The 23,763-nt window shown below is 60.0% G+C and carries 18 protein-coding genes and 1 pseudogene; 7 read left to right on the top strand and 12 right to left on the bottom strand.

Going from position 1 to position 23,763, the window contains the following annotated elements:
* Nucleotide 1 precedes the first annotated feature (1 nt).
* The 7 genes from JFT91_RS24385 to mreB all read right to left on the bottom strand — a co-directional run bounded on the left by JFT91_RS24385 (nt 2) and on the right by mreB (nt 9,829).
* Nucleotides 2-862: a carbon-nitrogen hydrolase family protein gene (locus tag JFT91_RS24385; RefSeq protein ID WP_201234129.1), complete on the bottom strand. Its 861-nt coding sequence runs from the start codon at nt 860-862 to the stop codon at nt 2-4.
* A 131-nt stretch (nt 863-993) separates the two neighbouring features.
* Nucleotides 994-4,800, bottom strand: a complete 3,807-nt coding sequence (locus tag JFT91_RS24380) for a YhdP family protein (RefSeq protein ID WP_201234128.1) — start codon at nt 4,798-4,800, stop codon at nt 994-996.
* 75 nt (nt 4,801-4,875) lie between these two features.
* Nucleotides 4,876-6,333 carry a ribonuclease G gene (gene rng, locus JFT91_RS24375; RefSeq protein WP_201227975.1) on the bottom strand — a complete coding sequence of 486 codons (1,458 nt, stop codon included), beginning with the start codon at nt 6,331-6,333 and terminating at the stop codon, nt 4,876-4,878.
* Nucleotides 6,334-6,391: 58 nt separating this feature from the next.
* Nucleotides 6,392-6,988: a Maf family protein gene (locus tag JFT91_RS24370; RefSeq protein ID WP_201234127.1), complete on the bottom strand. Its 597-nt coding sequence runs from the start codon at nt 6,986-6,988 to the stop codon at nt 6,392-6,394.
* A 37-nt stretch (nt 6,989-7,025) separates the two neighbouring features.
* Complete coding sequence (gene mreD / locus JFT91_RS24365) at nt 7,026-7,517, bottom strand: rod shape-determining protein MreD (RefSeq protein ID WP_008085408.1); 492 nt, start codon at nt 7,515-7,517, stop codon at nt 7,026-7,028.
* Entirely contained in the window at nt 7,517-8,650 is a 1,134-nt protein-coding gene (gene mreC, locus JFT91_RS24360) for a rod shape-determining protein MreC (protein ID WP_201228107.1), read from the bottom strand. Before mreC ends, mreD begins: the two co-directional genes overlap by 1 nt.
* A gap of 141 nt (nt 8,651-8,791) precedes the next feature.
* A complete protein-coding gene (mreB, locus tag JFT91_RS24355; protein ID WP_002555108.1) occupies nt 8,792-9,829 on the bottom strand; it encodes a rod shape-determining protein MreB in 1,038 nt (345 codons plus the stop codon).
* A gap of 211 nt (nt 9,830-10,040) precedes the next feature.
* Between mreB and gatC the strand changes: the two genes are divergently transcribed.
* From gatC to JFT91_RS24325, 6 genes are all read left to right on the top strand, one after another.
* Nucleotides 10,041-10,328, top strand: a complete 288-nt coding sequence (gene gatC / locus JFT91_RS24350; protein ID WP_150769385.1) for an Asp-tRNA(Asn)/Glu-tRNA(Gln) amidotransferase subunit GatC — start codon at nt 10,041-10,043, stop codon at nt 10,326-10,328.
* 16 nt (nt 10,329-10,344) lie between these two features.
* Nucleotides 10,345-11,796, top strand: coding sequence for an Asp-tRNA(Asn)/Glu-tRNA(Gln) amidotransferase subunit GatA (gatA, locus tag JFT91_RS24345; protein ID WP_201234126.1), 1,452 nt, complete (start codon nt 10,345-10,347; stop codon nt 11,794-11,796).
* 146 nt (nt 11,797-11,942) lie between these two features.
* The gene (gene gatB / locus JFT91_RS24340; RefSeq protein ID WP_201227978.1) at nt 11,943-13,388 is read left to right on the top strand and encodes an Asp-tRNA(Asn)/Glu-tRNA(Gln) amidotransferase subunit GatB; all 1,446 of its coding nucleotides are present in this window, start codon (nt 11,943-11,945) and stop codon (nt 13,386-13,388) included.
* A gap of 216 nt (nt 13,389-13,604) precedes the next feature.
* Entirely contained in the window at nt 13,605-13,979 is a 375-nt protein-coding gene (locus JFT91_RS24335; RefSeq protein ID WP_201227979.1) for a septal ring lytic transglycosylase RlpA family protein, read from the top strand.
* Nucleotides 13,980-14,025: 46 nt separating this feature from the next.
* Entirely contained in the window at nt 14,026-15,087 is a 1,062-nt protein-coding gene (locus JFT91_RS24330; RefSeq protein ID WP_201234125.1) for a calcium/sodium antiporter, read from the top strand.
* Nucleotides 15,084-15,464 carry a carboxymuconolactone decarboxylase family protein gene (locus JFT91_RS24325; protein WP_064119346.1) on the top strand — a complete coding sequence of 127 codons (381 nt, stop codon included), beginning with the start codon at nt 15,084-15,086 and terminating at the stop codon, nt 15,462-15,464. The genes JFT91_RS24330 and JFT91_RS24325 overlap by 4 nt, the downstream gene beginning before the upstream one ends.
* A gap of 115 nt (nt 15,465-15,579) precedes the next feature.
* On the opposite strand, the gene JFT91_RS24320 is transcribed toward JFT91_RS24325, so the two are convergent.
* The 5 genes and pseudogenes from JFT91_RS24320 to kdgD form a co-directional block, all read right to left on the bottom strand.
* Nucleotides 15,580-16,521: an AEC family transporter gene (locus JFT91_RS24320; protein WP_201234124.1), complete on the bottom strand. Its 942-nt coding sequence runs from the start codon at nt 16,519-16,521 to the stop codon at nt 15,580-15,582.
* 174 nt (nt 16,522-16,695) lie between these two features.
* Nucleotides 16,696-18,249 (bottom strand): galactarate dehydratase, encoded by a 1,554-nt coding sequence (gene garD, locus JFT91_RS24315; RefSeq protein WP_201234123.1) that lies wholly within the window; start codon nt 18,247-18,249, stop codon nt 16,696-16,698.
* An 11-nt stretch (nt 18,250-18,260) separates the two neighbouring features.
* Nucleotides 18,261-19,658: pseudogene (locus JFT91_RS24310) on the bottom strand (MFS transporter); the annotation flags it as partial.
* A 125-nt stretch (nt 19,659-19,783) separates the two neighbouring features.
* Nucleotides 19,784-21,229, bottom strand: coding sequence for an aldehyde dehydrogenase family protein (locus JFT91_RS24305; RefSeq protein WP_201234122.1), 1,446 nt, complete (start codon nt 21,227-21,229; stop codon nt 19,784-19,786).
* Between the two features lie 74 nt (nt 21,230-21,303).
* Nucleotides 21,304-22,215, bottom strand: coding sequence for a 5-dehydro-4-deoxyglucarate dehydratase (gene kdgD / locus JFT91_RS24300; RefSeq protein WP_201227985.1), 912 nt, complete (start codon nt 22,213-22,215; stop codon nt 21,304-21,306).
* Nucleotides 22,216-22,451: 236 nt separating this feature from the next.
* Here kdgD and JFT91_RS24295 point away from each other — a divergent pair, with 236 nt between their 5' ends.
* Entirely contained in the window at nt 22,452-23,756 is a 1,305-nt protein-coding gene (locus JFT91_RS24295) for a phospholipase (protein WP_201234121.1), read from the top strand.
* The last annotated feature ends 7 nt before the right edge of the window (nt 23,757-23,763 follow it).

Genomic DNA, 23,763 nt, shown 5'->3' with positions numbered 1-23,763 from the left:
TTTACGCCTTAAATTCGTGTTCTGAGGCAGGTCGCTGTGCGCCCTGCGAGAAAAACCGCCGATGACGCGTCACCGGCATCCGCGCCCTGATGGACGCCTGTTCATTACTATCGCGCTCGGCCAACAACACCGCTTCGCCTTGATCCTGACTGGCCAGCACGCGGCCCCACGGGTCGACAATCGCCGCATGCCCGAAGGTTTCCCGCGGGCCCGGGTGGGTTCCGCCCTGCGCTGCCGCCAACACGTAACACTGAGTCTCGATGGCCCGCGCGCGAATCAGCACATCCCAGTGCGCCGCGCCGGTCACCGCGGTAAACGCCGACGGTGCGGTAATCAATTCGGCACCCGCGGCGCGCAACTCGCTGTACAGCTCCGGAAAGCGCAGGTCGTAACACACCGTCAGACCGACTCGGCCAACCGGTGTGTCCGCCACCACCACGCCACTGCCATAAGCATAGTCATCGGATTCACGATAACGACCGCGATTGTCCGCTACATCGACATCGAACAGATGCAACTTGTCATAGCGTGCTACGAATTCGCCGTGTTCATCGACCAGCAGTGAACAGGCGTGCGACTTGGCGTCGGGTTGATCGACCGGCGGCAGCGGCAATGTGCCGCCGACTATCCATAACCTGAGGTCGCGGGCGGTCTGTTTCAACCATGGCAGGATCGGACCTTCGCCAAGCGCCTCGGCGCGGCCGATGTCGGCGATGTCACGGCGGCCCATGGCAGCGAAGTTTTCTGGCAGCACGGCGAGCTTTGCCCCCGCCGCCGCTGCTTGTTCGAGCAGGCGTCGGGCCTGAGCCAGATTGGCCAGCACATCACTCTGGCTGACCATTTGAATCACCGCCAAAGACATGGCCGCTCCTCGGAATCTGCAGATAACGGTATGAGCGGCCGCAGGCTGCGATCTTTTGATCTGGTTTTAAAAACAACATCAAAAGATCGCAGCCTGCGGCAGTTCCTACATAGGGGATAGGATCATGCTACTCAAAAAGGTTTGTCGAAGGTGATTTTCGGTTCTTTCCATGGGCCTTTGACGGTGTATTTGACACTGGCAAAGCGCGCCACGCGATCACCGATCAGCTTGTCGATCAGGAACAAGGCACCGCCGACCGCCGGTGCCCCGACGAGCAACGCAGCAATCGGCAGGTTATTGGTCACCGGCAGCGTCACCAACAACTTGGCGTCGACCTGTTCAGCCACCAGATCCAGCTTGCCGTTGAGTTCAATATTGCTCGACGGCCCGGTCAGGCGAATCGGTTCTTTCGTATCGTAAACACCGTTGGTCGCCACCAGCAGACCTTTGACCCGGTCGTAGCTCAAGCCCTTGCCGAACAGGTCGGAGAAATCCAGGCGCAGGCGACGGCCAATCGAGTTGAAGTTGAGCAGACCAAACACGCGCAACGCCTGTGCACCGCCCTCCACTTCGACAAACTGGCCCTTGTTCAGTGACGCATCAAGTGTGCCGGAGAAACGCTTGGTCGCCAGCCATGCCGGCGAGCCCGGCCAGCGGCCGTCAACATCCATGTGGAATTCTTCGCTGGTCACACTTGGGGCAAAGCCCCAGCCCTTGAGCACATCGGCAAGGTTTTTGCCGCTGATGCGGCCCTTGAACCAGCTATTGGTGGCACCCGGCGCACCTTCCCAACCGCCGTTGCCCTGCAACAGAATGCCTTTGAGGCCCATGTCGAGATTGTTCAGGGCGATGCCTTTGGCGGTCGGACGCACTTTCAGCGACCAGCCACCGACCAGATCCGCGCCGAGAAACAATTGATTGATGGTGATATCCAGTGCCGGGATTTTCGTCGGATCGACCGAAGCCAACGGGTCCGGAGCGTTCTCGTCAGCCTGCACCGTCGGGTCCGGCGCCGGCAGTTTCACATACTGCAGATTGACCGCAATCGGCAAACCCTTGGCGTCCGGCAGGCTGGCCGTACCTTTGGCCTGCTGACTGTCGAGGGCCAGTGCCCACGCCCCCGGCTTACGGTTGACCTGAACCGAAGCCTGATCCAGCGTGGTGCCGAACGCGGTCAGCTTGCCGACCTTGAAGTCGGCGCTGCTGAGCAATTTGTTGGCGCTGCCGCCCGGATCCTGCCCGGCGTACTTGTTGACCAGATCCTGCCACGGCGCCACGTCCAGCTCCGACAGCACACCGCGAATGCGCAGGCCTTTGGCGCCCGGCAGCACCGCTTCGCCGGCACCGAGGAACAATTCGCCGCGACCGTCGGCAAAGTTGCTCGGCGGCGCCGCAAAGGTGAAATTGGCCAACTGGTCGTAGTTGACCCAGTAACGACGCTCCTGCCCTTGCAGGGTCATGCGGAATACGGTGTCGCGACCGACCTCTGCTGCCATGCCGAACGGAGCCGGCAGATCCACCGCTACTCCTTTCAAGCTGGAACTGACCATCAATTGACTGTCAGCACCGTCCAGATTCAATTGCAGCTGGTAAGGAATCGTCCCCGACACCGGCAACGGTTGAGTCACGCCGAGCCAATCGGAGAGTTTCTTGACCTCGACCTGACCCGACGCAGCAACCCGGGTTTTCAGTTTGCCGGGGCTACCATCGGCAAAAATCTGTGCCGTGACCGGCTTGTCGAACGCCCGCGCCGTGATGTTCTGGCCGCTGAGCCCCTTGGCGCTGTCAAAGCGGAAATCACCCTTCAGTTGAGTCAGTTCGAGCTTCGGCTCAGCCAGTTTCAGCCGCGCGTTGGCGGTTTTGAAATCGACGAGGATTTTCGGCTGATCACCGCCCTTGTCCAGCGGGATGTCGAGCTTCAGCTTGCCCTGCAGGTCACCCGCGCCTTCCCAACCGGCGAAAGTTTCACCGGTACCAATCGGCGCATCCTGAAGGATCTTCAGCCCATCACCCAAGCCACCGGCAAAGGCACCGTCGAGGAACATATGCGTATGTTGGCCGGCGGCCACATGGGGAATATTGACGAAAACATCGCTGACCTGAGTGTCGAGCAGCTGCCCCTTGCTGGCCAGAATCCGCACGCCGCTGTCTTCGATAAAGACATCACCGCTGACTTTGCTGACATGCGGCCAACCTGGCTGGAACGCCAGTTCGGCATCATGCACTTTGAAGAACAGGCTGATGCTGCGGTCGGCTTCCCCGGCATTCTTGCTCAGCGAACCCTGATACTGGAAAAAGCCCTGGTCCACGGCCCCTTTGAGGATCGCCGTGCGCAGCCATTCGTCGAGCGCCGGGCTCAGTACTTGCGGCAGGTACTTGGCGGTGTAGCGACCATCGCCATCGACCAGGCCGACCCGCAAGTCCATGTAGTCTTCCTGGCTGTGGTCGAAATGCAGGCGAATCAGGAAGTCGCCGGCAATCTTGCCCTCTTCGCCCAGCACTTTCAGGTACGGCGCAATCAGGGTAAAACCGTCTTTATCGAGCTTCCAGGTCAAGCGCGCGTTGGCCTGAAGGTATTGCCATGGCTTGGCGAAAATCGGGTCGAGGTGCAGGACAAAATCCTTGCTGTCCATGCGCAATTCGCCGCCGTCGAGGTTGCCGCTCAGGCTGCCACTGACATTTCGTGCGGCCGGCGCGCCGTGATAAGCGTCGAAACCGACCTGATCCAGATTGGCAGCGAAGCCGAATTTGCTGCCGTCAGTGGCGCCGGGGCGGAAATCCAGCAGCACATTGCGCAGCCCACCGGTGACTTTCAGATGATCGACCGCCGTGGCGAAACCTTGCGGCAACGGCCCCAGCGCATTGAGTAGTGGTGTGATCGGGGTCAGGTCGAGGCGATCGGCCTGCATGTGCCAGAGCTCGTCAACCTTGTCGGTGGCACGAGTCTGTTGCAATTGGATATGCGACTCCCAACGGTTTTCGCCAAAATTCATCGCCAGCGAATCGAGGGTGACGGTCGCCCCTTCGGCACGGTTCTGGTAGTAGGCGTTCAGCGCCAGATTGTTGATCTGGATCGGCTTGCGATCCGCATAAGCACCGGTCAGTTGCGGCGCGTTCACACGAACCGCAGCACTTTGCAGAGTGCCCTCGGCCCAGTTGACCCAGAGCTCGCCACCGGCCTTGATCTCGGAGAAATTCCACTGCCGGGTCAGACGTTCGGGCAGCCATTTCGCCCAATCGCTTTGCGGCAAGCTGGCATAGCCTTCAACTGCACTGTCCTGCCATTGGCTCGGACGCATGCGTGTGCGCAGGGTCAAGGCGACCGGCTGGCCGTCGGGCAGGGTCAGACGCGCATCAAGACGCTGGCGGCTGGCACCGGTCTTCAGATTGAGGCCGACATAAGTCAGCGTGAGAGGCGCGTGATCCAGTGGCTGCAAGGTCACCTGACTGTCGAGCACCGACAGCTGTTGAATCATTTGCGAGCGATTGAACAGTTGCTCCGGATCGAACGGTTGATCCTTCTGCACCGGCAGACCTTCCAGCGACCAACTGCCGTCTTCGCCTTCCTTGAGGCTGATCTTCAGACCATTGAGCTCGAGGTGGGCAATACGCACTTCACGGGCCAACAGACTGGCCCATAGATCCGGCACTGCCCGCACGTGATCCAGACGCAAGGCATTCGCGCCGTCGCCAACCATCACGTCATGAGCCAGCAGGATCGGCGCGAAACCGCTCCAATTGCCTTCCAGTTCGCCGATCTGCAACGGCATACCGAGGGCAGCACTGGCCTTGTCTTCAATTTCGGTGCGGTATTCGGCGACCAGCGGAGTCAGTTCGCGGCCGAGACTGACGTACAACGCCATCAACACCAGAACCAACGCGCACAGGCCCAGTCCCCAACGGGTGAGTGCGCCCAAAATGCGTGTCAGACGTTCCATGTCAGTTGGCTCCCATGGCAAAAAAACTGCGAAAAGCTGAGGCCAGCCGCGGTGGAAAAAGTGTGACGCAGGGGATCAGAGCAACACCACGTCATATTGTTCCTGGGAATACATGGTTTCCACCTGGAAGCGTATGGTGCGGCCGATAAAGCCTTCAAGCTCGGCGACGTTACCGGATTCTTCATCGAGCAAGCGATCGACTACTTTCTGGTTCGCCAACACCCGATAACCCTCGGCCTGATAGGCGCGGGCTTCGCGGAGAATCTCTCGGAAAATCTCGTAACAGATGGTTTCCGGGGTTTTCAGTTTGCCGCGCCCCTGGCAACTGCTGCACGGCTCGCACAGCACCTGCTCAAGACTTTCGCGGGTGCGTTTGCGGGTCATCTGCACCAGGCCCAACTCGGTGATCCCGATGATGTTGGTCTTGGCGTGATCGCGTTCCAGCTGTTTTTCCAGGGTCCGCAGCACTTGGCGCTGATGCTCTTCATCTTCCATGTCGATGAAGTCGATGATGATGATGCCGCCGAGATTACGCAGGCGCAGTTGACGGGCAATCGCCGTGGCCGCTTCGAGATTGGTCTTGAAGATGGTTTCTTCGAGATTGCGATGACCGACGAAAGCGCCCGTGTTGACGTCGATGGTGGTCATGGCTTCCGCCGGATCGACCACCAGATAACCACCGGATTTCAGCGGTACTTTGCGCTCAAGGGCCTTCTGGATTTCGTCTTCAACGCCGTACAGGTCGAAAATAGGCCGTTCACCCGGGTAATGTTCCAGACGATCGGCAATTTCCGGCATCAGTTCGGCGACGAACTGCGTGGTTTTCTGGAAGGTTTCCCGCGAGTCGATGCGGATTTTTTCAATTTTCGGGCTGACCAGGTCGCGCAATGTGCGCAACGCCAGGCCAAGATCTTCGTAGATCACACTTGGTGCACCGATGGTTTTGATCTGTTCGTTGATCTGGTCCCACAGACGTCGCAGGTAGCGAATGTCCATGAGGATTTCATCGGCGCCGGCCCCTTCGGCGGCGGTACGCAGAATAAAGCCGCCAGCCTCTTTGATGCCTTCTTTGGCCACGCAATCGCTGACCACTTGCTTGAGTCGTTCACGCTCGGCTTCGTCTTCGATTTTCAGGGAAATGCCGACGTGGGCGGTGCGTGGCATGTACACCAGATAGCGCGACGGAATCGACAACTGCGTGGTCAGCCGCGCTCCCTTGGAGCCGATCGGGTCTTTGGTGACTTGCACCACCAGACTCTGGCCCTCGTGCACCAGCGCGCTGATGCTTTCCACCGCCGGGCCTTCACGCAGGGAGATTTCCGAGGCATGAATGAACGCAGCGCGGTCAAGGCCGATGTCAACGAACGCCGCCTGCATACCCGGCAGCACACGGACGATCTTGCCTTTATAGATGTTGCCGACGATCCCGCGTTTTTGTGTGCGCTCGACGTGCACTTCTTGCAGCACACCGTTTTCGACCACCGCCACGCGCGATTCCATCGGCGTGATGTTGATCAGAATCTCTTCACTCATGGCAGGATCTCGTTCAGGCATGTTCACGATAATGGCCGCATCTTGATTCGTACGACGCTCATTGCGCGTTCAGGTTTTGCCAACAGGGTATGCCGAAATGGCCCAACAGTTCTGCGGTTTCGCAAACAGGCAGCCCGACGACCGCCGAATAGCTGCCATTGAGCCCCGCGACAAACACCGCGCCGAGGCCCTGAATGCCGTAGCCGCCGGCCTTGTCCCGGGGTTCGCCGCTGGCCCAGTAGGCTGCTGCTTCTTCACGGCTGATCGGCCGGAATCGCACCAGACTGCGCACCACCCGTGATTCGCAGCGGTCGCCTTCAAGCACGGCGATGGCGGTCAGCACTTCATGTTCCTTGCCGGACAACATCATCAGCATGGCGCATGCATCGGCTTCGTCCACTGGTTTGCCGAGAATTTTGCCGTCGAGCACCACAGCGGTATCGGCACCCAGCACACAGAATGGTTGATCGGACACGACCGTGCGCCGTCCGGCCTCGGCCTTGCCACGCGCGAGGCGTTCAACGTAGGCCGAGGGCGATTCTGCGGATAACGGGGTTTCATCGATGTCCGCGCTGATGGCGGCGAATGGAACGCCGATCTGCGTGAGCAATTCACGTCGACGCGGCGATCCGGAGGCGAGGTAAAGCGGCTTCATCAAAACATCTCCCTGTTCAGTGCCTTGCTTCACCGGCTCAATTGATTTTGTAGCGTCGGCGCAATCCACGCAAAGCGAAGCTGACCCACGGCCAGAGCAAGGCACTGACCAGTGCCGGAAGCACCAGCGCCAGCGTCGGCTGACGGTTGCCGGTCAGGGCACTGAGCCACAATTGCACAAGTTGCGCGAGGCCGAAGATCACCAGGATCACCAGACACTGTTGCCACATCGGGAACATCCGCAGACGTTGTTGCAACGACAGCACAAGGAAGGTGATCAACGTCAGAATCAAGGCGTTCTGGCCAAGCAGCGTGCCGTACAGCACGTCCTCCGCCAGCCCCAGGCAAAACGCCGTGACCATGCCAACCGTGTGCGGCATGTACAGCGCCCAGAATGTCAGGAGCAGCGCCAGCCACAGCGGACGCAGGATTTCCATGAATTGCGGCAACGGCGAAACGCTGAGCAGCAGGCCAATGGCGAATGTCAGCCAGACCATCCAGCCGTTACGCGAGGCAGTCGCTCCAACCATTATTCTTGTCTCCCGGTGGTGGCAGGCGCAGTGACCGGCGGTTTCGCCGCCGGCCGCGCTGCAGGCTGGGCCGCTGGAGGTTTACTGGCCGCTGGAGGCTTGGCCGCAGCGGGCGGTTTGCTCGCTGGCGGTTTGGCTGGCGTGGCACTGGCGGCAGCGGCAGGAGCCGCGGGAGTAGCGGGCGTCGCAGCAGCGGCTGCAGGAGGCGGGGTCACTGTCTTCGGCACGGTCGCCGGAATCACCGGGCCGCCGCCAAAGGCATCAAGATTTTCCTGTGCTTGCGCGGCATCGTTGACGCGCTCTTCAGCGGTGCGGTTGTCGCTGAACACCAGAAGCAGGTAACGGCTGCGGTTCAATGCGGCGGTCGGCACGGCACGGACGATGGCGAAGGGCTGACCGGAATCGTGGATCACTTCCTTGACCGTGGCCACCGGATAACCGGCCGGAAAACGCTGACCGAGGCCCGAGCTGACGAGCAGATCGCCTTCCTTGATGTCGGCGGTATCCGCCACATGACGCAGTTCCAGGCGCTCCGGATTGCCGGTACCGCTGGCAATGGCCCGCAGACCATTACGGTTCACCTGTACAGGAATGCTGTGTGTGGTGTCGGTCAGCAACAATACACGCGAGGTGTACGGCATCAACTCGACCACCTGCCCCATCAAGCCGCGCGCATCGAGCACCGGCTGACCCAGCACCACGCCGTCGCGCTCACCTTTATTGATGATGATGCGATGGGTGAAAGGGTTGGGGTCCATGCCGATCAACTCGGCCACTTCGACCTTTTCGTTAACCAGCGCGGAGGAATTGAGCAACTCGCGCAGCCGAACGTTCTGCTCGGTGAGGGCGGCAAGCTTCTGCATGCGACCCTGCAACAGCAGGTTTTCGGTCTTGAGTTTTTCGTTTTCGGCGACAAGCTCGGTGCGGCTGCCGAACTGACTGGCGATCCCTTCCCACAGCCGTCCGGGCAGGTCGGTGATCCAGTAGGCGTCCATTAACACCAGCGACGCTTGTTTGCGCGCGGGTTTGAGCAGGTCGAAGCGGGCATCGACCACCATCAGCGCGACCGACAGCACGGCCAGCACCAACAGGCGCACACCCAACGAAGGGCCTTTGGCGAAAAGCGGTTTAATAAGCCGCTCCTCCCAGGCAAATGTTCTGTTTATTCATACGGCATCAAACCGGCCTGGATGAAGACTGACAGAAGATAAACGCCAACAGGCAGCACTGCAAAGTGCTGCCTGCGCGCTCACCCACGTTATGCACCCAACGAGTTATTCGCTGGAGAGCAGGTCCATGGTGTGTTTATCCATCATTTCCAATGCACGGCCACCGCCGCGAGCAACACAGGTCAGCGGATCTTCGGCAACGATCACCGGCAGACCGGTTTCCTGGGCCAGCAACTTGTCCAGGTCACGCAGCAGCGCGCCACCACCAGTCAGCACCAGGCCACGCTCGGCGATGTCGGAAGCCAGTTCCGGCGGCGATTGCTCCAGCGCGCTTTTCACGGCCTGAACGATAGTGGCCAGGGACTCTTGCAGAGCTTCCAGCACTTCGTTGGAGTTCAGGGTGAATGCGCGTGGAACGCCTTCGGCCAGGTTGCGACCGCGGACGTCGACTTCGCGAACTTCGCCGCCCGGGTAGGCCGTGCCGATTTCCTGCTTGATGCGCTCAGCGGTGGATTCACCGATCAGGCTGCCGTAGTTACGACGCACGTAAGTGATGATCGCTTCGTCGAAGCGGTCGCCGCCAACACGCACGGATTCGGCATAGACCACACCGTTCAGGGAGATCAGCGCGATTTCGGTAGTACCACCACCGATATCCACGACCATCGAGCCGCGCGCTTCTTCTACCGGCAGGCCGGCACCGATCGCAGCCGCCATTGGCTCTTCGATCAGGAACACTTCACGCGCACCGGCACCAAGGGCCGATTCACGGATGGCGCGACGCTCAACCTGAGTGGATTTGCACGGAACGCAGATCAGCACACGAGGGCTAGGCTGCAGAAAACTGTTTTCGTGAACCTTGTTAATAAAGTATTGCAGCATCTTTTCGCAGACGCTGAAGTCGGCGATCACGCCGTCCTTCATCGGACGAATGGCAGCAATGTTGCCCGGTGTACGGCCGAGCATGCGCTTGGCCTCGGTGCCGACAGCAACGACACTTTTCTGGTTACCGTGTGTCCGAATGGCCACAACCGATGGCTCATTCAGGACGATACCGCGCTCGCGCACGTAAATAAGGGTGTTGGCAGTGCCCAGGTCAATGGAAAGATCGCTGGAAAACATGCCACGCAGTTTCTTGAACATGGGAAAGGGACCCTAGGCAACGCGTGGGTAAAAAAGTGCGGCAAACTCTAACAACGACAGGGATTTTGGGCAAGGCGCCAATATGTTAAATTGGCCGCTTTTCTGTGCACCAAGCCCCACAATCGCGGCCTTATGACCGTAGAAGTGCGGTAGTGTTCCGACAATCTAACACACGGACGCCGTCCGTTCTGTTTTCCACAGGAGAATCCCGATGGCGCTAGAACGCTCCGACGTGGAAAAAATCGCTCATCTGGCCTGCCTTGGCCTCAATGATGCCGATCTTCCACACATTACTTCCGCTCTCAACAGCATTCTCGGTCTGGTCGACGAAATGCAGGCTGTTAATACCGACGGAATCGAGCCTCTGGCCCACCCGCTGGAAGCCAGTCAGCGCCTGCGCGCCGACATCGTGACCGAGACCAATCATCGCGAGGCCTATCAGTCCATCGCACCAGCGGTCGAAAACGGCCTGTATCTGGTTCCGAAAGTCATCGACTAAAGGGAAAGAGCCTGCAATGCATCAAATGACTCTGGCCGAGATCGCCCGCGGTCTCGCCGATAAAAAGTTTTCCTCCGAAGAGCTGACCAAAGTCCTGCTGGCGCGTATCACCCAGCTCGATCCACAGCTCAACAGTTTCATCAGCCTCACCGAAGAGCTGGCCATCGAGCAGGCGAAAGCTGCCGACGTACGCCGCGCCAACGGTGAGAGCGGCGCGCTGCTCGGTGCGCCGATCGCTCACAAAGACCTGTTCTGCACCCAGGGCATCCGCACCAGTTGCGGCTCGAAGATGCTCGACAACTTCAAGGCACCGTACGACGCCACCGTGGTCGCGAAACTGGCTGCGGCCGGTGCCGTGACCCTGGGCAAGACCAACATGGACGAATTCGCCATGGGTTCGGCCAACGAGTCGAGCTGGTACGGCGCGGTGAAAAACCCGTGGAACCTGGAACACGTACCAGGCGGTTCGTCCGGTGGTTCGGCAGCGGCAGTTGCCGCTCGTCTGTTGCCGGCGGCGACTGCCACCGACACGGGCGGTTCGATCCGCCAACCGGCGGCGTTCACCAACCTCACCGGCCTGAAACCGACCTACGGTCGTGTTTCGCGCTGGGGCATGATCGCTTACGCCTCCAGCCTCGATCAGGGCGGCCCGTTGGCGCGCACTGCCGAAGACTGCGCAATTATGTTGCAGGGTATGGCTGGCTTCGATCAGAACGACTCCACCAGCATCGATGAGCCGGTTCCGGATTACTCCGCAAGCCTCGGCGATTCGCTGCAAGGCCTGCGCATCGGCGTGCCGAAGGAATATTTCAGCGCCGGTCTCGACCCGCGCATCGCCGAGCTGATCCAGAACAGCATTAAAGAGCTGCAGAAGCTCGGTGCCGTGATCAAGGAAATCAGCCTGCCGAACATGCAGCACGCGATTCCTGCGTATTACGTGATCGCCCCGGCAGAAGCGTCTTCCAACCTGTCGCGTTTCGACGGCGTGCGTTTCGGCCACCGCTGCGAGAACCCGCAAAACCTGATCGACCTGTACAAGCGCTCGCGTGGCGAAGGCTTCGGCCCGGAAGTCCAGCGCCGGATCATGGTCGGTGCCTACGCGCTGTCCGCCGGTTACTACGACGCCTACTACCTGAAAGCGCAGAAGATTCGTCGTCTGGTGAAGAACGACTTCATGGCTGCCTTTAATGAGGTCGACATCATCCTCGGCCCAACCACGCCGAACCCGGCCTGGAAGCTTGGCGCCAAGAACAGCGACCCGGTCGCCGCCTATCTGGAAGACGTCTACACCATCACCGCCAACCTCGCGGGCCTGCCGGGCCTGTCGATGCCGGCCGGTTTTGTCGACGGTCTGCCGGTTGGCGTGCAGTTGCTCGCGCCGTATTTCCAGGAAGGCCGTTTGCTCAATGTTGCGCACCAGTATCAGTTGAACACTGACTGGCACACCCGCACCCCGCAGGGGTTTTGAAACTGCTGCGCTCGGTAATGCTGCGTTGAAAACTGGCTCGTAATGCTCATTGACTAACGTCAACTCCGCTTACTCGCCAGTTTTCGCCTTGCCTTACCTTCGCTCGCGACGTTTCAAAATCCCCAGCAAAAGGCTAGGAGACACACATGCAATGGGAAGTCGTGATCGGGCTGGAGATTCACACTCAGCTCACTACCCGGTCGAAAATCTTTTCCGGTAGTTCCACCACGTTCGGCTCCGAGCCGAACACCCAGGCCAGCCTGATCGACCTGGGCATGCCTGGCGTTCTGCCGGTGCTGAACCAGGAAGCCGTGCGGATGGCGGTGATGTTCGGTCTGGCGATTGACGCCGAGATCGGTCAGCACAACGTATTCGCCCGTAAAAACTACTTCTACCCGGATCTGCCGAAGGGCTACCAGATCAGCCAGATGGAATTGCCGATTGTTGGCAAGGGCCACCTGGACATCGCTCTGGAAGACGGCACGGTCAAACGCGTCGGCATTACCCGCGCGCACCTGGAAGAAGACGCTGGCAAAAGCCTGCACGAAGAATTCAACGGTGCCACCGGCATCGACCTGAACCGTGCCGGCACGCCGCTGCTGGAAATCGTTTCCGAGCCGGACATGCGCAGCGCCAAGGAAGCCGTGGCTTACGTCAAGGCGATCCACGCGCTGGTGCGTTATCTGGGCATTTGCGACGGCAACATGGCCGAAGGCTCGCTGCGCTGCGACTGCAACGTATCGATCCGTCCGAAAGGCCAGGTTGAGTTCGGCACGCGCTGCGAGATCAAGAACGTCAACTCGTTCCGTTTCATCGAGAAGGCGATCAACTCCGAAATCCAGCGTCAGATCGAGCTGATCGAAGACGGCGGCAAGGTCATTCAGCAGACCCGCCTGTACGATCCGAACAAGGACGAAACCCGTCCGATGCGTTCGAAAGAGGAAGCCAACGACTACCGTTACTTCCCCGATCCGGACTTGCTGCCAGTGGTCATCGAAGAATCGTTCCTCGGTGAGGTGCGTGCCACCCTGCCGGAACTGCCACCGCAGAAACGCGAGCGCTTCCAGGAGCAATTCGGCCTGTCGGTCTACGACGCCAACGTGCTGGCCACCAGCCGTGAGCAAGCGGACTACTTCGAAAAAGTCGCCGCCATCGGTGGCGACGCCAAACTGGCGGCGAACTGGGTGATGGTCGAGTTGGGCAGCCTGCTCAACAAGCAAGGCCTGGACATCGACGAGTCGCCGGTTTCCGCCGAACTGCTGGGCGGCATGCTGCTGCGCATCAAGGACAACACCATCTCCGGCAAGATTGCCAAAGTGGTGTTCGAAGCGATGGCCAACGGCGAAGGCAGCGCAGACGAGATCATCGAAAAGCGCGGCCTGAAGCAGGTTACCGACAGCGGTGCGATCTCGGCGGTGCTCGACGAGATGCTCGCGGCCAACGCCGAGCAAGTTGAACAATACCGCGCGGCAGACGAAGCCAAGCGCGGCAAGATGTTCGGCTTCTTCGTCGGCCAGGCGATGAAAGCTTCGAAAGGCAAAGCCAACCCGCAGCAAGTGAACGAACTGCTGAAAAGCAAGCTCGAAGGCTGATGAAAATGGGGCCAGTCTCAAGGACTGGCTCCGATCCCTGTGGGGACAATTTTCTGTGGCTTATGGGGTTTTGTGGTGAGGGGATTTATCCCCGATGGGCTGCGAAGCAGACCCAATTCTTGTGTACTCGGCATCTGGGGCCGCTTCGCTGCCCAACGGGGATAAATTCCCTCGCCACAAAAGCTCACGCCTGCACTAGTTTCGGGAAACCTTTGAATGAAGCGTTTGTTCATCAGCTGCGCCCTGCTCTCCTTGCTGGCCGGTTGCGCCAGCACCGACATCATCGACCCGCACGGTTACGACCAGAGCGGCGTCGCCTCCTACTACGGAGCCAAACACCACGGTAAACGCACCGCCAGTGGCGAGCCGTTCAACCAGAATTCCCTGACTGCCGCCCACCGCCAACTGCCGTTCGGTACGCGGGTGAAGGTCACCAACCTGAAAAACGATAAGTCCTGCGTGGTGCGCATCAACGACCGTGGGCCGCACACCCGTGGGCGCTTGATCGATGTTTCACGCGAAGCCGCCGAACAACTCGGTATGCTCGGCAGCGGTACCGCGCGGGTTCGCGTGCAAGCCCTCGACGACTGATGGAGCGCCAACCATTTTCGGACTGACCGATTTACCGCTGATCAGCGTGATCGAACTGCTCGCCGGCCTGTGCCTGCTGATCTTCGGTGCCGAGTTGATGGTGCGCGCAGCGGTGCGTCTGGCTGAACGTTTGCACGTGCGCCCGCTGATCATCGGCCTGACCATTGTTGCCCTCGGCAGCAGTGCCCCGCAGATGGCGGTCAGCGTGCAAGCGGCGCTGGCGCACAACCCCGACATCGCCGTCGGCAGCGTACTCGGCAGCAGCATCTTCAATATCCTCGTGACCCTCGGCCTGTCGGCGCTGATCATTCCGCTACGCGTGTCGCGGCAACTGGTGCGCCTCGACATTCCGTTGATGATCGGCGCCAGCCTGCTGGTGTTTGTGTTGGCGTGGAACGAAGAAATCGGCCGTCTCGACGGCGTTATTTTGCTTTGCGCGCTGGCCCTCTACCTCGGTTTGCTGCTGCGCCAGTCGCGGCACTCGACGCGACCGCATGCGGAACAGACTGAAACCGCGCCGACCTCCTGGATCGGCAGCTCGCTGATGATCATTGCCGGGCTGGCGATGCTGGTCTTCGCCGGGCATCTGCTGCTGGGCGCCGCCGTGGTGGTGGCCACGGATCTGGGCTTCTCTGAACGGGTGATCGGCCTGACCGTGGTCGCCGTCGGGACGTCACTGCCGGAACTGGCAACCTCGCTGATCGCCGCACTGCGCGGGCAACGGGACATTGCGGTAGGCAACGTGATCGGTGCCAACCTGTTCAACTTGCTCGGCGTGCTGGGTGTCACCGCACTGATCGCGCCGACGCCGCTATCGGTATCGCCAAATGCGCTGGATTTTGACCTGCCGGTGATGCTCGGCGTCGCCGCGCTGTGCCTGCCGGTGTTCTATTCCGGCTACCGCGTGACCCGCGCCGAGGGTTTGCTGCTGCTGGGTTTGTATCTGGCTTACGGGCTGCACGTGGTGTCGTTCACCACCGGCATGCCCCTGGCCGGCAAGCTTGAGCGCCTGATGCTGTTTTACGTTCTGCCGACGCTGCTGACGTTTCTGCTGTTCACGTCGATCCGCGCCTGGCGCCGCCAACACCACAAGAGTGATAAACCATGACCGAATCGAAGCAGTCCGGGGTTGAAGTCCGCCGCCAGGTAATGGGCGATGCGTTTGTTGATCGGGCGTTGGGCAACGCCACCGAGTTCACTCAACCGCTGCAGGATTTCGTCAATGAACACGCCTGGGGCGGTGTGTGGAATCGCGAAGGTCTGCCGTTGAAAACCCGTAGCCTCATCACCCTCGCGGCGCTCACTGCGTTGAAGTGCCCGCAAGAGCTGAAAGGCCACGTGCGCGGTGCACTGAACAACGGTTGCACGGTGGACGAGATTCGCGAGGCGCTGCTGCATTGCGCGGTGTATGCCGGTGTGCCGGCAGCGATTGATGCGTTTCGGGCGGCGCAGGAAGTGATCGACACCTATCAGAAGCCCGAGTAATTCAGAGAGGCTGAAATAGCTTTCGCGAGCAGGCTCGCTCCCACATTGAAATGCGTTTCAACTGTGGGAGCGAGCCTGCTCGCGAAGAGGCCCGAAAGAACAACCAAGCTTCAGGCTAGATCCACCCACCCCACTGCAAAACGAAGATGCCGATATTGGTGGTAATCGCCGCCATCAGCGTGGTCAGCACAATAATCGCCGCCGCCAACTCATGATTGCCCTGCGCCGCCCGGGCCATGACGAAACTTGCCGCCGCCGTCGGACTGCCGAAGTACAGAAACAGAATCCCCAACTCCGCCCCGCGAAAGCCCCACAGCCAGGCGCCGAGCGTCGCCAGCAGCGGCAAACCGATCATCTTCACCAGACTCGAACTCAGCGCCATGCTGCCGCTCTTGCGCAACGCCGCCAGTGACAGAGTGCCGCCGATGCAGATCAGCGCCAGCGGCAGCGTGGTCTGCGCCAGATACTGACCTGAGGTTTCCAGCCATCCCGGCAAACCGATCTTGAAATAAGCAAACGGCGCCGCCGCAATCACGCTGATGATCAACGGGTTGCTGAACACGCTTTTGCAGATGCTCCACGGATCAGACTTGATCACCGGGCTGTACACCGCCAGCACGATGGTCGACAGCGTGTTGTAAAACAGGATCACCAGCGCCGCGAGAATCGCCCCGAGGGAAATACCGTAATCGCCGTACATGCTCGCGGCCAGTGCCAGACCGATCACGCCGTTATTGCCGCGAAATGCGCCTTGGGTATAGATGCCGCGGTCTTCGTGCGGGCATTTGAAAATCGCCCAGCCCCAGGCCAGGGCAAAACTCACCAGCGTGGCGAGGGAAAAGTAGATCAGCAGCGCCGGTTGCAGTGCTGCGTGCAGGTCGGCGTGCAGAATGCCGAGGAACAGCAGCGCCGGCATCGTGACGTTGAACACCAGCGACGAGGCGGTGTGGATGAAGTTGTCGTTGATCCAGTCGATGCGCTTGAGCAGCACACCGAGAAACAGCATGGCAAACACCGGCGCGGTGATGTTCAGGGTTTCGAGGAAAATTGCCAGCATGCCGGAGAGCCTTGGGTGAGCGTCGTTAGGGGGCAATGATAAGCCACTCGATCCTTCGGCGCCTGTCGGATCGCCTTCGCGAGCAGGCTCGCTCCCACATTTGATCGCATTCGCACAGACAGAACGCGGTCGAATGTGGGAGCGAGCCTGCTCGCGAAGAACGGTAACGCGGTCTCAAGTAATCGGCGCTGGGTTGAACAACGTAATGTCGTTATGCAACTTGTGCTTCTCCGCCCACGTCTGCTGTTTGCCGCTGGCAACATCCAGATAGTAGTGAAACAACTCCCAACCCAATTCCTCGATGGTCGCCCGCCCAGTGGCAATCCGTCCGGCGTCGATATCGATCAGATCCGGCCAACGCTGCGCCAGCTCCGTACGCGTCGAGACCTTCACCACTGGCGCCATCGCCAACCCATACGGTGTGCCACGCCCGGTGGTGAACACGTGCAGGTTCATCCCCGCCGCCAACTGCAACGTGCCGCAAACAAAATCACTCGCCGGCGTTGCGCAGAAAATCAAACCTTTCTGCTTGAAGCGCTCCCCCGGGCCAAGCACACCATTGATCGCGCTGCTACCGGATTTGACGATCGAGCCCAGCGATTTCTCGACAATGTTCGACAGCCCGCCCTTCTTGTTCCCCGGCGTGGTATTGGCGCTGCGATCCGCTTCTCCCTTGGCCAGGTAACGGTCGTACCAGTCCATCTCGCGCACCAGCTCCTCTGCGACGGTCTTGGTCTCGGCGCGGGAAGTCAGCAGATAAATCGCATCGCGCACTTCGGTGACTTCGGAAAACATCACCGTCGCCCCGGCGCGCAACAACAGGTCCGAGGCATAACCCAGCGCCGGGTTGGCGGTGATGCCGGAGAAGGCATCGCTGCCGCCGCACTGCATGCCGAGGATCAGCTCGGACGCCGGCACGGTTTCGCGGCGGCGCTGGTCGAGTTTCTTCAGGCGGACTTCGGCCAGTTGCATGATCTGCTCGATCATCTCGGTGAAACCGTGACTGGAATCCTGCAAGCGATACAGCCATGGATCGCTGAGATCAACCGACGCATCATCCTCATGCATCACCTGCCCGGCCTGCAATTTCTCGCAGCCCAGACTGATCACCAGCGCCTCACCACCGAGGTTCGGGTTGCGCGCCAGATTGCGCACGGTGCGAATCGGTATGTAGGCGTCGGTGGCGGTAATGGCCACGCCGCAGCCGTAACTGTGGGTCAGTGCCACCACGTCATCGACGTGCGGGTACTTCGGCAGCAACTCTTCCTTGATGCGTTTTACCGCGTGATCGAGCACGCCGGTGACGCACTGCACCGTGGTGGTGATCCCGAGAATGTTCCGCGTGCCGACGGTGCCGTCGGCGTTGCGATAGCCCTCGAAGGTGAAGCCTTCCAGCGGTGCTTGCGCGTCCGGCACCTCGGTGGACAGCGGCAAGCTGTCCAGCGGCGGCGCGGTGGGCATGCGCAGTTGATCTTCCTTGACCCAACTGCCACGGGGGATCGGCTGCAACGCGTAGCCAATGATTTGCCCGTAGCGAATTACCTGGCCGCCCTCGGGAATGTCTTCCAGAGTGACCTTGTGGCTCTGCGGCACGAAATCCACCGTGACCAGGCCATCGGGGAATTCAGTACCGGCCGGTACACCCTGGTCATTGACCACAACCACTACGTTGTCCCGCTCGTGCAGGCGGATGTAGCGCGGCGAGTCGGAATGTTCAATCAACTGCATGACGCCGCTCCTCAGGAATGCGCTTGAGACAATTTACCGGTGGCTTCAGTACCGCCGTTGGTTGGCGGCTCTTTGAGTACCACACGTTTGATCGGGCCAACGATGACCAGATAGCTGAACACAGCGACCAGTGCGTTGGCACCGACAAACACCAGTGCCCATTTGAACGAACCGGTGGAACTGATGATGTAGCCGATCACGATTGGCGTAGTGATCGACGCGATGTTGCCGAAGGTGTTGAACAGGCCACCGCTCAGACCGGCGATCTGTTTCGGCGAGGTGTCGGAGACCACCGCCCAGCCCAATGCGCCAACGCCTTTGCCGAAGAAGGCCAAAGCCATGAAGCCGACGACCATCCACTCTACGTCAACATAGTTGCAGGCAACGATACTGCTCGATACCAGCAGACCAGCGATGATCGGCGCTTTGCGGGCAAAGGTCAGTGAATGGCCCTTGCGCAGCAGGTAATCGGAAATCACTCCGCCCAGCACGCCGCCGATGAAACCGCAGATCGCCGGCAAGGACGCGATGAAACCGGCCTTGAGAATGGTCATGCCACGCTCTTGCACCAGATACACCGGGAACCAGGTCAAGAAGAAGTAAGTGATGCCGTTGATGCAGTACTGGCCCAGATAAACGCCGAGCATCATGCGATTGGTCAGCAATTGACGGATGTAATCCCACTTCGGACCGTCAGCCTTTTTGCCTTGCTTGACGTCCATGTCGACCATGCCGCCGTTGTCGGCAATGAACTGCACTTCCGCTTCGTTGGCCATCGGGTGTTGGCGCGGGCTGTGGATAACCTTCAGCCAGATGCCTGAAAAGACGATGCCGAACACGCCCATGACGATGAACACGTGCTCCCAACCGAAGGAGTAGACGATCCAGCCCATCAGCGGTGCGAACAACACGGTGGCAAAGTATTGCGCCGAGTTGAAGATCGCCGAGGCGGTGCCGCGTTCAGCGGTCGGAAACCAGGCCGCGACGATGCGGGCGTTGCCGGGGAAGGATGGCGCTTCAGCCAGCCCCACCAGAAAGCGCAGCATGAACAGCGCAACGATGGCCGTGGACATGCCGAACTCACCGACAAAGCCTTGCAGCACGGTAAACAGCGACCAGGTGAAAATGCTCAGCGCATAGACTTTTTTCGAGCCGAAACGATCGAGCAACCAGCCACCGGGAATTTGCCCGGCGACGTAGGCCCAACCGAATGCGGAGAAGATATAACCGAGGGTGACCGCGTCGATACCGAGGTCTTTTTGCAGGCTGGACCCGGCAATGGCGATGGTCGCGCGGTCGGCATAGTTGATCGTGGTCACCAGGAACAGCATGAGCAAGATCAAATAGCGGACGTGAGTAGGCTTGGACGATTGCATGTAGATGTACTCCCACTGATTATTTTTATGCGCGGGTGAATCTTCTTTGGTCTGGCTTTTGTGGGAGCTGGCTTGCCAGCGATAGCATCAATGCGGTGCGACTGACATACCGAGTAGCCCGCATCGCTGGCAAGCCAGCTCCCACAGGTATTGCTGGATCAGGAACCGATGTAACTGGTCTTCACGACCGTGTAGAACTCTTGCGCATAGCGGCCTTGCTCACGGGATCCATAGGATGAACCTTTACGCCCACCGAACGGAACGTGGTAATCCACGCCAGCCGTCGGCAGGTTGACCATCACCATCCCGGCCTGGGAATGGCGCTTGAAGTGGTTGGCATACTTCAGCGAAGTCGTCGCAATACCCGCCGACAGACCGAACTCGGTGTCGTTGGCCATTGCCAGCGCCGCGTCGTAATCGGCCACGCGAACGATGTTGGCGACCGGGCCGAAGATCTCTTCACGGCTGATGCGCATCGACCCTTCGCTGTCGGCAAACAGCGTCGGCGCGAGGAAGTAACCTTCGGTGTCGCAGGTCACCAGACCGCCACCGCTGACCAGACGCGCACCTTCGGACTGGCCGATGTCGATGTACTTCATGTCCTGCTCAAGCTGCGCTTGCGAGACCACCGGACCGATGTCGGTGCCGGATTTCAGCGCGTGGCCGACCTTGATCGACTTCATGCGCTCGGCCATGGCTTCAACGAACCTGTCGTGAATCCCGGCGGTAACGATCAAGCGGCTCGATGCGGTGCAACGCTGGCCAGTGGAGTAGAACGCGCTCTGTACCGACAGCTCGACCGCTTGCTTGAGGTCGGCGTCGTCGAGAATGATCTGCGGGTTCTTGCCGCCCATTTCCAACTGCACTTTGGCCTGGCGCGACACGCAGTTGACGGCGATCTGCCGACCAACGCCGACCGAGCCGGTGAAGCTGATGCCATCGACTTTCGGGCTCTGAACAAGCGCGTCGCCAACCACACGACCGCTGCCCATCACCAGGTTGAATACGCCGGCCGGGAAGCCTGCGCGGGAGATGATTTCAGCCAGCGCCCAGGCGCAGCCCGGGACCAGATCGGCCGGTTTCAGCACGACGCAGTTGCCGTAGGCCAGAGCCGGGGCAATTTTCCACGCAGGAATGGCAATCGGGAAGTTCCACGGGGTGATCAGACCGACCACACCCAGCGCTTCGCGGGTGACTTCAACGTTGACGCCCGGGCGCACTGACGGCACGTAATCGCCGGAGAGGCGCAGGCATTCACCGGCGAAGAACTTGAAGATGTTACCGGCGCGGGTCACTTCGCCGATGGCCTCAGGCAGAGTCTTGCCCTCCTCCCGCGCCAGCAAGGTGCCGAGTTCTTCGCGACGGGCGAGGATTTCCGTACCGACTTTATCCAGCGAGTCGTGACGGGCCTGAATACCCGAAGTCGACCAGGCCGGGAATGCGGCGCGAGCAGCATCGATGGCAGCGTGAACCTGAGTCAGGTCAGCCTTGGCGTAGTCGCCGATGGTATCGCTCAGCTCGGACGGGTTGATGTTGGCCGAGTAATCGGCACCGGCAACCCATTCACCGTTGATGTAGTTGTCGTAGCGCTTTGCATTTGTCACTGGGCAGCCCTCAAAACTAAAAGCCTTTACGCAAAAAGCCGCTGATTGCTCAGCGGCCTCGGTTTTATCGGGTGTTACTGCGCACCTTGCTTGTCGATCAGCGCGGCGAGCATTTCGTACTCTTCGCCAGTCAGATCGGTCAGCGGCGCCCGCACCGGGCCAGCGTCATAGCCGGCGATTTTGGCGCCTGCCTTGACGATGCTCACGGCGTAACCGGACTTGCGGTTGCGGATGTCCAGGTACGGCAGGAAGAAGTCATCGATGATCTTGCCGACGGTGGCGTGATCTTCACGAGCGATCGCGTGGTAGAAATCCATCGCGGTTTTCGGAATGAAGTTGAACACCGCCGAGGAATAAACCGGCACGCCCAGTGCCTTGTAAGCAGCGGCGTAGACTTCGGCGGTCGGCAAACCACCGAGGTAGGTGAAGCGATCACCGAGGCGGCGACGGATCGACACCATCAACTCGATATCACCCAGGCCGTCCTTGTAACCGATGAGGTTCGGGCAGCGCTCGGCCAGACGTTCCAGCAGCGGCGCGGTCAGGCGGCAAACGTTGCGGTTGTAGACAACCACACCGATCTTGACCGATTTGCACACGGCTTCAACGTGGGCGGCAACCCCATCCTGGCTGGCTTCGGTCAGGTAGTGCGGCAGCAGCAACAGACCTTTGGCGCCCAGACGCTCGGCTTCTTGAGCGTATTCGATGGCTTGACGAGTCGAACCGCCAACGCCGGCGAGAATTGGCACGCTGGTCGCGCAGGTGTCGACGGCCGTCTTGATGATTTCCGAATATTCGCTGGCAGCGAGGGAGAAGAACTCACCGGTGCCGCCCGCAGCGAACAATGCCGAAGCACCGTACGGCGCCAGCCATTCCAGACGTTTGATGTAGCCGGCGCGATGGAAATCGCCCTGCGCGTTGAAATCGGTTACCGGGAAAGACAGCAGGCCGGTAGAGAGGATGGACTTCAGTTCTTGTGGATTCATTATTCGAACACCCTGGTAGCAACGTTTTTTGTGATTGGACCGTTTCAGCCTTCGCCGAAGTTGTAGGTCATCGTACAACTTAAAAAATAACCGTCAACTGCATTTCATCGTTGCGGGCGATTTTTTGTCGGACAGGATTCTTTCTTGACGTAGGAAATTTCTCGGCTAGGCTCGATTTAGCTGTATATACATACAGCCAAATAAGAATCTACCGACGACATATCAAGGAGAAAGAAATGTCCGGACTTCACCCGAAACCTCAGGAAAAACCCAAACCGGTCATCGCCCGTTTTGATGCTCTGTTTACTGAAACCGGCATCGCATTCAGCGCCGACAATGCGCATCTGGTGCTGCACATCGCCGACGCTCACAGCGATGTCGAACCGGTCGCTGCCCTCCCCGGCAATGCCTTGAAAGGCAGGCCGCAAGCACGCTTCGAGGGCGGTGAGCACACGGCTATCGGCGATAACACGCTGTTGCGCTTTGTCGAAAATGCGCAACCGCTGCTCGCGCAAAATGTGCCATTGCATCTGCCCAATGGCCTGTCGCTGACTTACGGCCAGGTGCTGGCACTGGGCGGTGATTTCTACGGCATTCCTGATCGCCCGGTCAGCGAAGGCGCCACCCCGGTGGATCGCCTGCAACGCTTCAACGCAGCCTTCGACTCCCTTGCGGTACTGCCTGCCGCGCGTGCCGAAGCCACACAGATTCTCGCGGTCATGCAAAAGGAGATCGACGCGGTTAAACAGGCAATCAAGGACGGCAAACAACCACACGAAGCCTACGATGCGCTGGGAGATACGTTGTCCGAAGAGTGGAACAAGATCACCGGCGGCGGCAGTTTCGTCTCCGCGCTGTTCCCGCTCGGGCGTTACCTGAAACTGGCGGCCAACAATGCCGACCATTTTGGCGAATGGGCGAAGCTTGCCTACATCGCCGGGCACACCGCAGCGCTGCAAACGGCTATCGCTGCTCGCGCCAATCACGATGAACAACAATTGGAACGGGCCTACGCCATGAACGCGTTTGCCGACCACTTCCTCACCGACCTGTTTTCCTCCGGCCACTTGCGGGTGCCGCGCAAGGAACTCGCTGCGGTGGTGACCCCGAGTGATCTGGGCTCGCTGATCACCCGGTTCATGCACGACGAGGACAGCAAGTTCGGTCTCAAGGTGCGCAACGGGCATGGCGATCAATGGCGGGCCTATGGCGACAAACGCTACTTCGACGCGACCGACGCCGACAACCGCACTCAAGTCAATCAAGCGGTACAGACCTCCGCCGACGAGGTATTCGCCGCCTACCTCAGCGGCAACCTGCCCGCGCCTTCGGCGTTCACCGCACTGCAACGCCTGCCGGACCTGACGGCGGTGTTGAATCCGGCGAACAACTTTTCACCACTGTTCCGCACCGAGGGCAGCAAGGTGCTGCGCCGCAAGGACGTCAACAACCTCAACGACAGCGCCACCGTCGACGACTGGTGGGGCTGGAGCACTTACCTGCTGCTCAAGGACTACCACCCGACCGGCAACGTCAATTAAGGAGAGA

Origin of the sequence: Pseudomonas sp. TH08, from assembly GCF_016651275.1 — a bacterium.
GTDB lineage: Bacteria > Pseudomonadota > Gammaproteobacteria > Pseudomonadales > Pseudomonadaceae > Aquipseudomonas.
This window is presented reverse-complemented; position numbering and strand designations above follow the sequence as displayed.

What these genes read in the sequence shown, in the direction of transcription:
- JFT91_RS24295 (WP_201234121.1), top strand. Translation starts at nt 22,452, where the DNA reads ATGTCCGGACTTCACCCGAAACCTCAGGAAAAACCCAAACCGGTCATC.
- mreB (WP_002555108.1), bottom strand. Translation starts at nt 9,829, where the DNA reads ATGTTCAAGAAACTGCGTGGCATGTTTTCCAGCGATCTTTCCATTGAC.
- mreD (WP_008085408.1), bottom strand. Translation starts at nt 7,517, where the DNA reads ATGGTTGGAGCGACTGCCTCGCGTAACGGCTGGATGGTCTGGCTGACA.
- gatB (WP_201227978.1), top strand. Translation starts at nt 11,943, where the DNA reads ATGCAATGGGAAGTCGTGATCGGGCTGGAGATTCACACTCAGCTCACT.
- JFT91_RS24385 (WP_201234129.1), bottom strand. Translation starts at nt 862, where the DNA reads ATGTCTTTGGCGGTGATTCAAATGGTCAGCCAGAGTGATGTGCTGGCC.
- JFT91_RS24370 (WP_201234127.1), bottom strand. Translation starts at nt 6,988, where the DNA reads ATGAAGCCGCTTTACCTCGCCTCCGGATCGCCGCGTCGACGTGAATTG.
- JFT91_RS24380 (WP_201234128.1), bottom strand. Translation starts at nt 4,800, where the DNA reads ATGGAACGTCTGACACGCATTTTGGGCGCACTCACCCGTTGGGGACTG.
- gatA (WP_201234126.1), top strand. Translation starts at nt 10,345, where the DNA reads ATGCATCAAATGACTCTGGCCGAGATCGCCCGCGGTCTCGCCGATAAA.
- gatC (WP_150769385.1), top strand. Translation starts at nt 10,041, where the DNA reads ATGGCGCTAGAACGCTCCGACGTGGAAAAAATCGCTCATCTGGCCTGC.
- JFT91_RS24335 (WP_201227979.1), top strand. Translation starts at nt 13,605, where the DNA reads ATGAAGCGTTTGTTCATCAGCTGCGCCCTGCTCTCCTTGCTGGCCGGT.
- kdgD (WP_201227985.1), bottom strand. Translation starts at nt 22,215, where the DNA reads ATGAATCCACAAGAACTGAAGTCCATCCTCTCTACCGGCCTGCTGTCT.
- JFT91_RS24320 (WP_201234124.1), bottom strand. Translation starts at nt 16,521, where the DNA reads ATGCTGGCAATTTTCCTCGAAACCCTGAACATCACCGCGCCGGTGTTT.
- rng (WP_201227975.1), bottom strand. Translation starts at nt 6,333, where the DNA reads ATGAGTGAAGAGATTCTGATCAACATCACGCCGATGGAATCGCGCGTG.
- JFT91_RS24325 (WP_064119346.1), top strand. Translation starts at nt 15,084, where the DNA reads ATGACCGAATCGAAGCAGTCCGGGGTTGAAGTCCGCCGCCAGGTAATG.
- garD (WP_201234123.1), bottom strand. Translation starts at nt 18,249, where the DNA reads ATGCAGTTGATTGAACATTCCGACTCGCCGCGCTACATCCGCCTGCAC.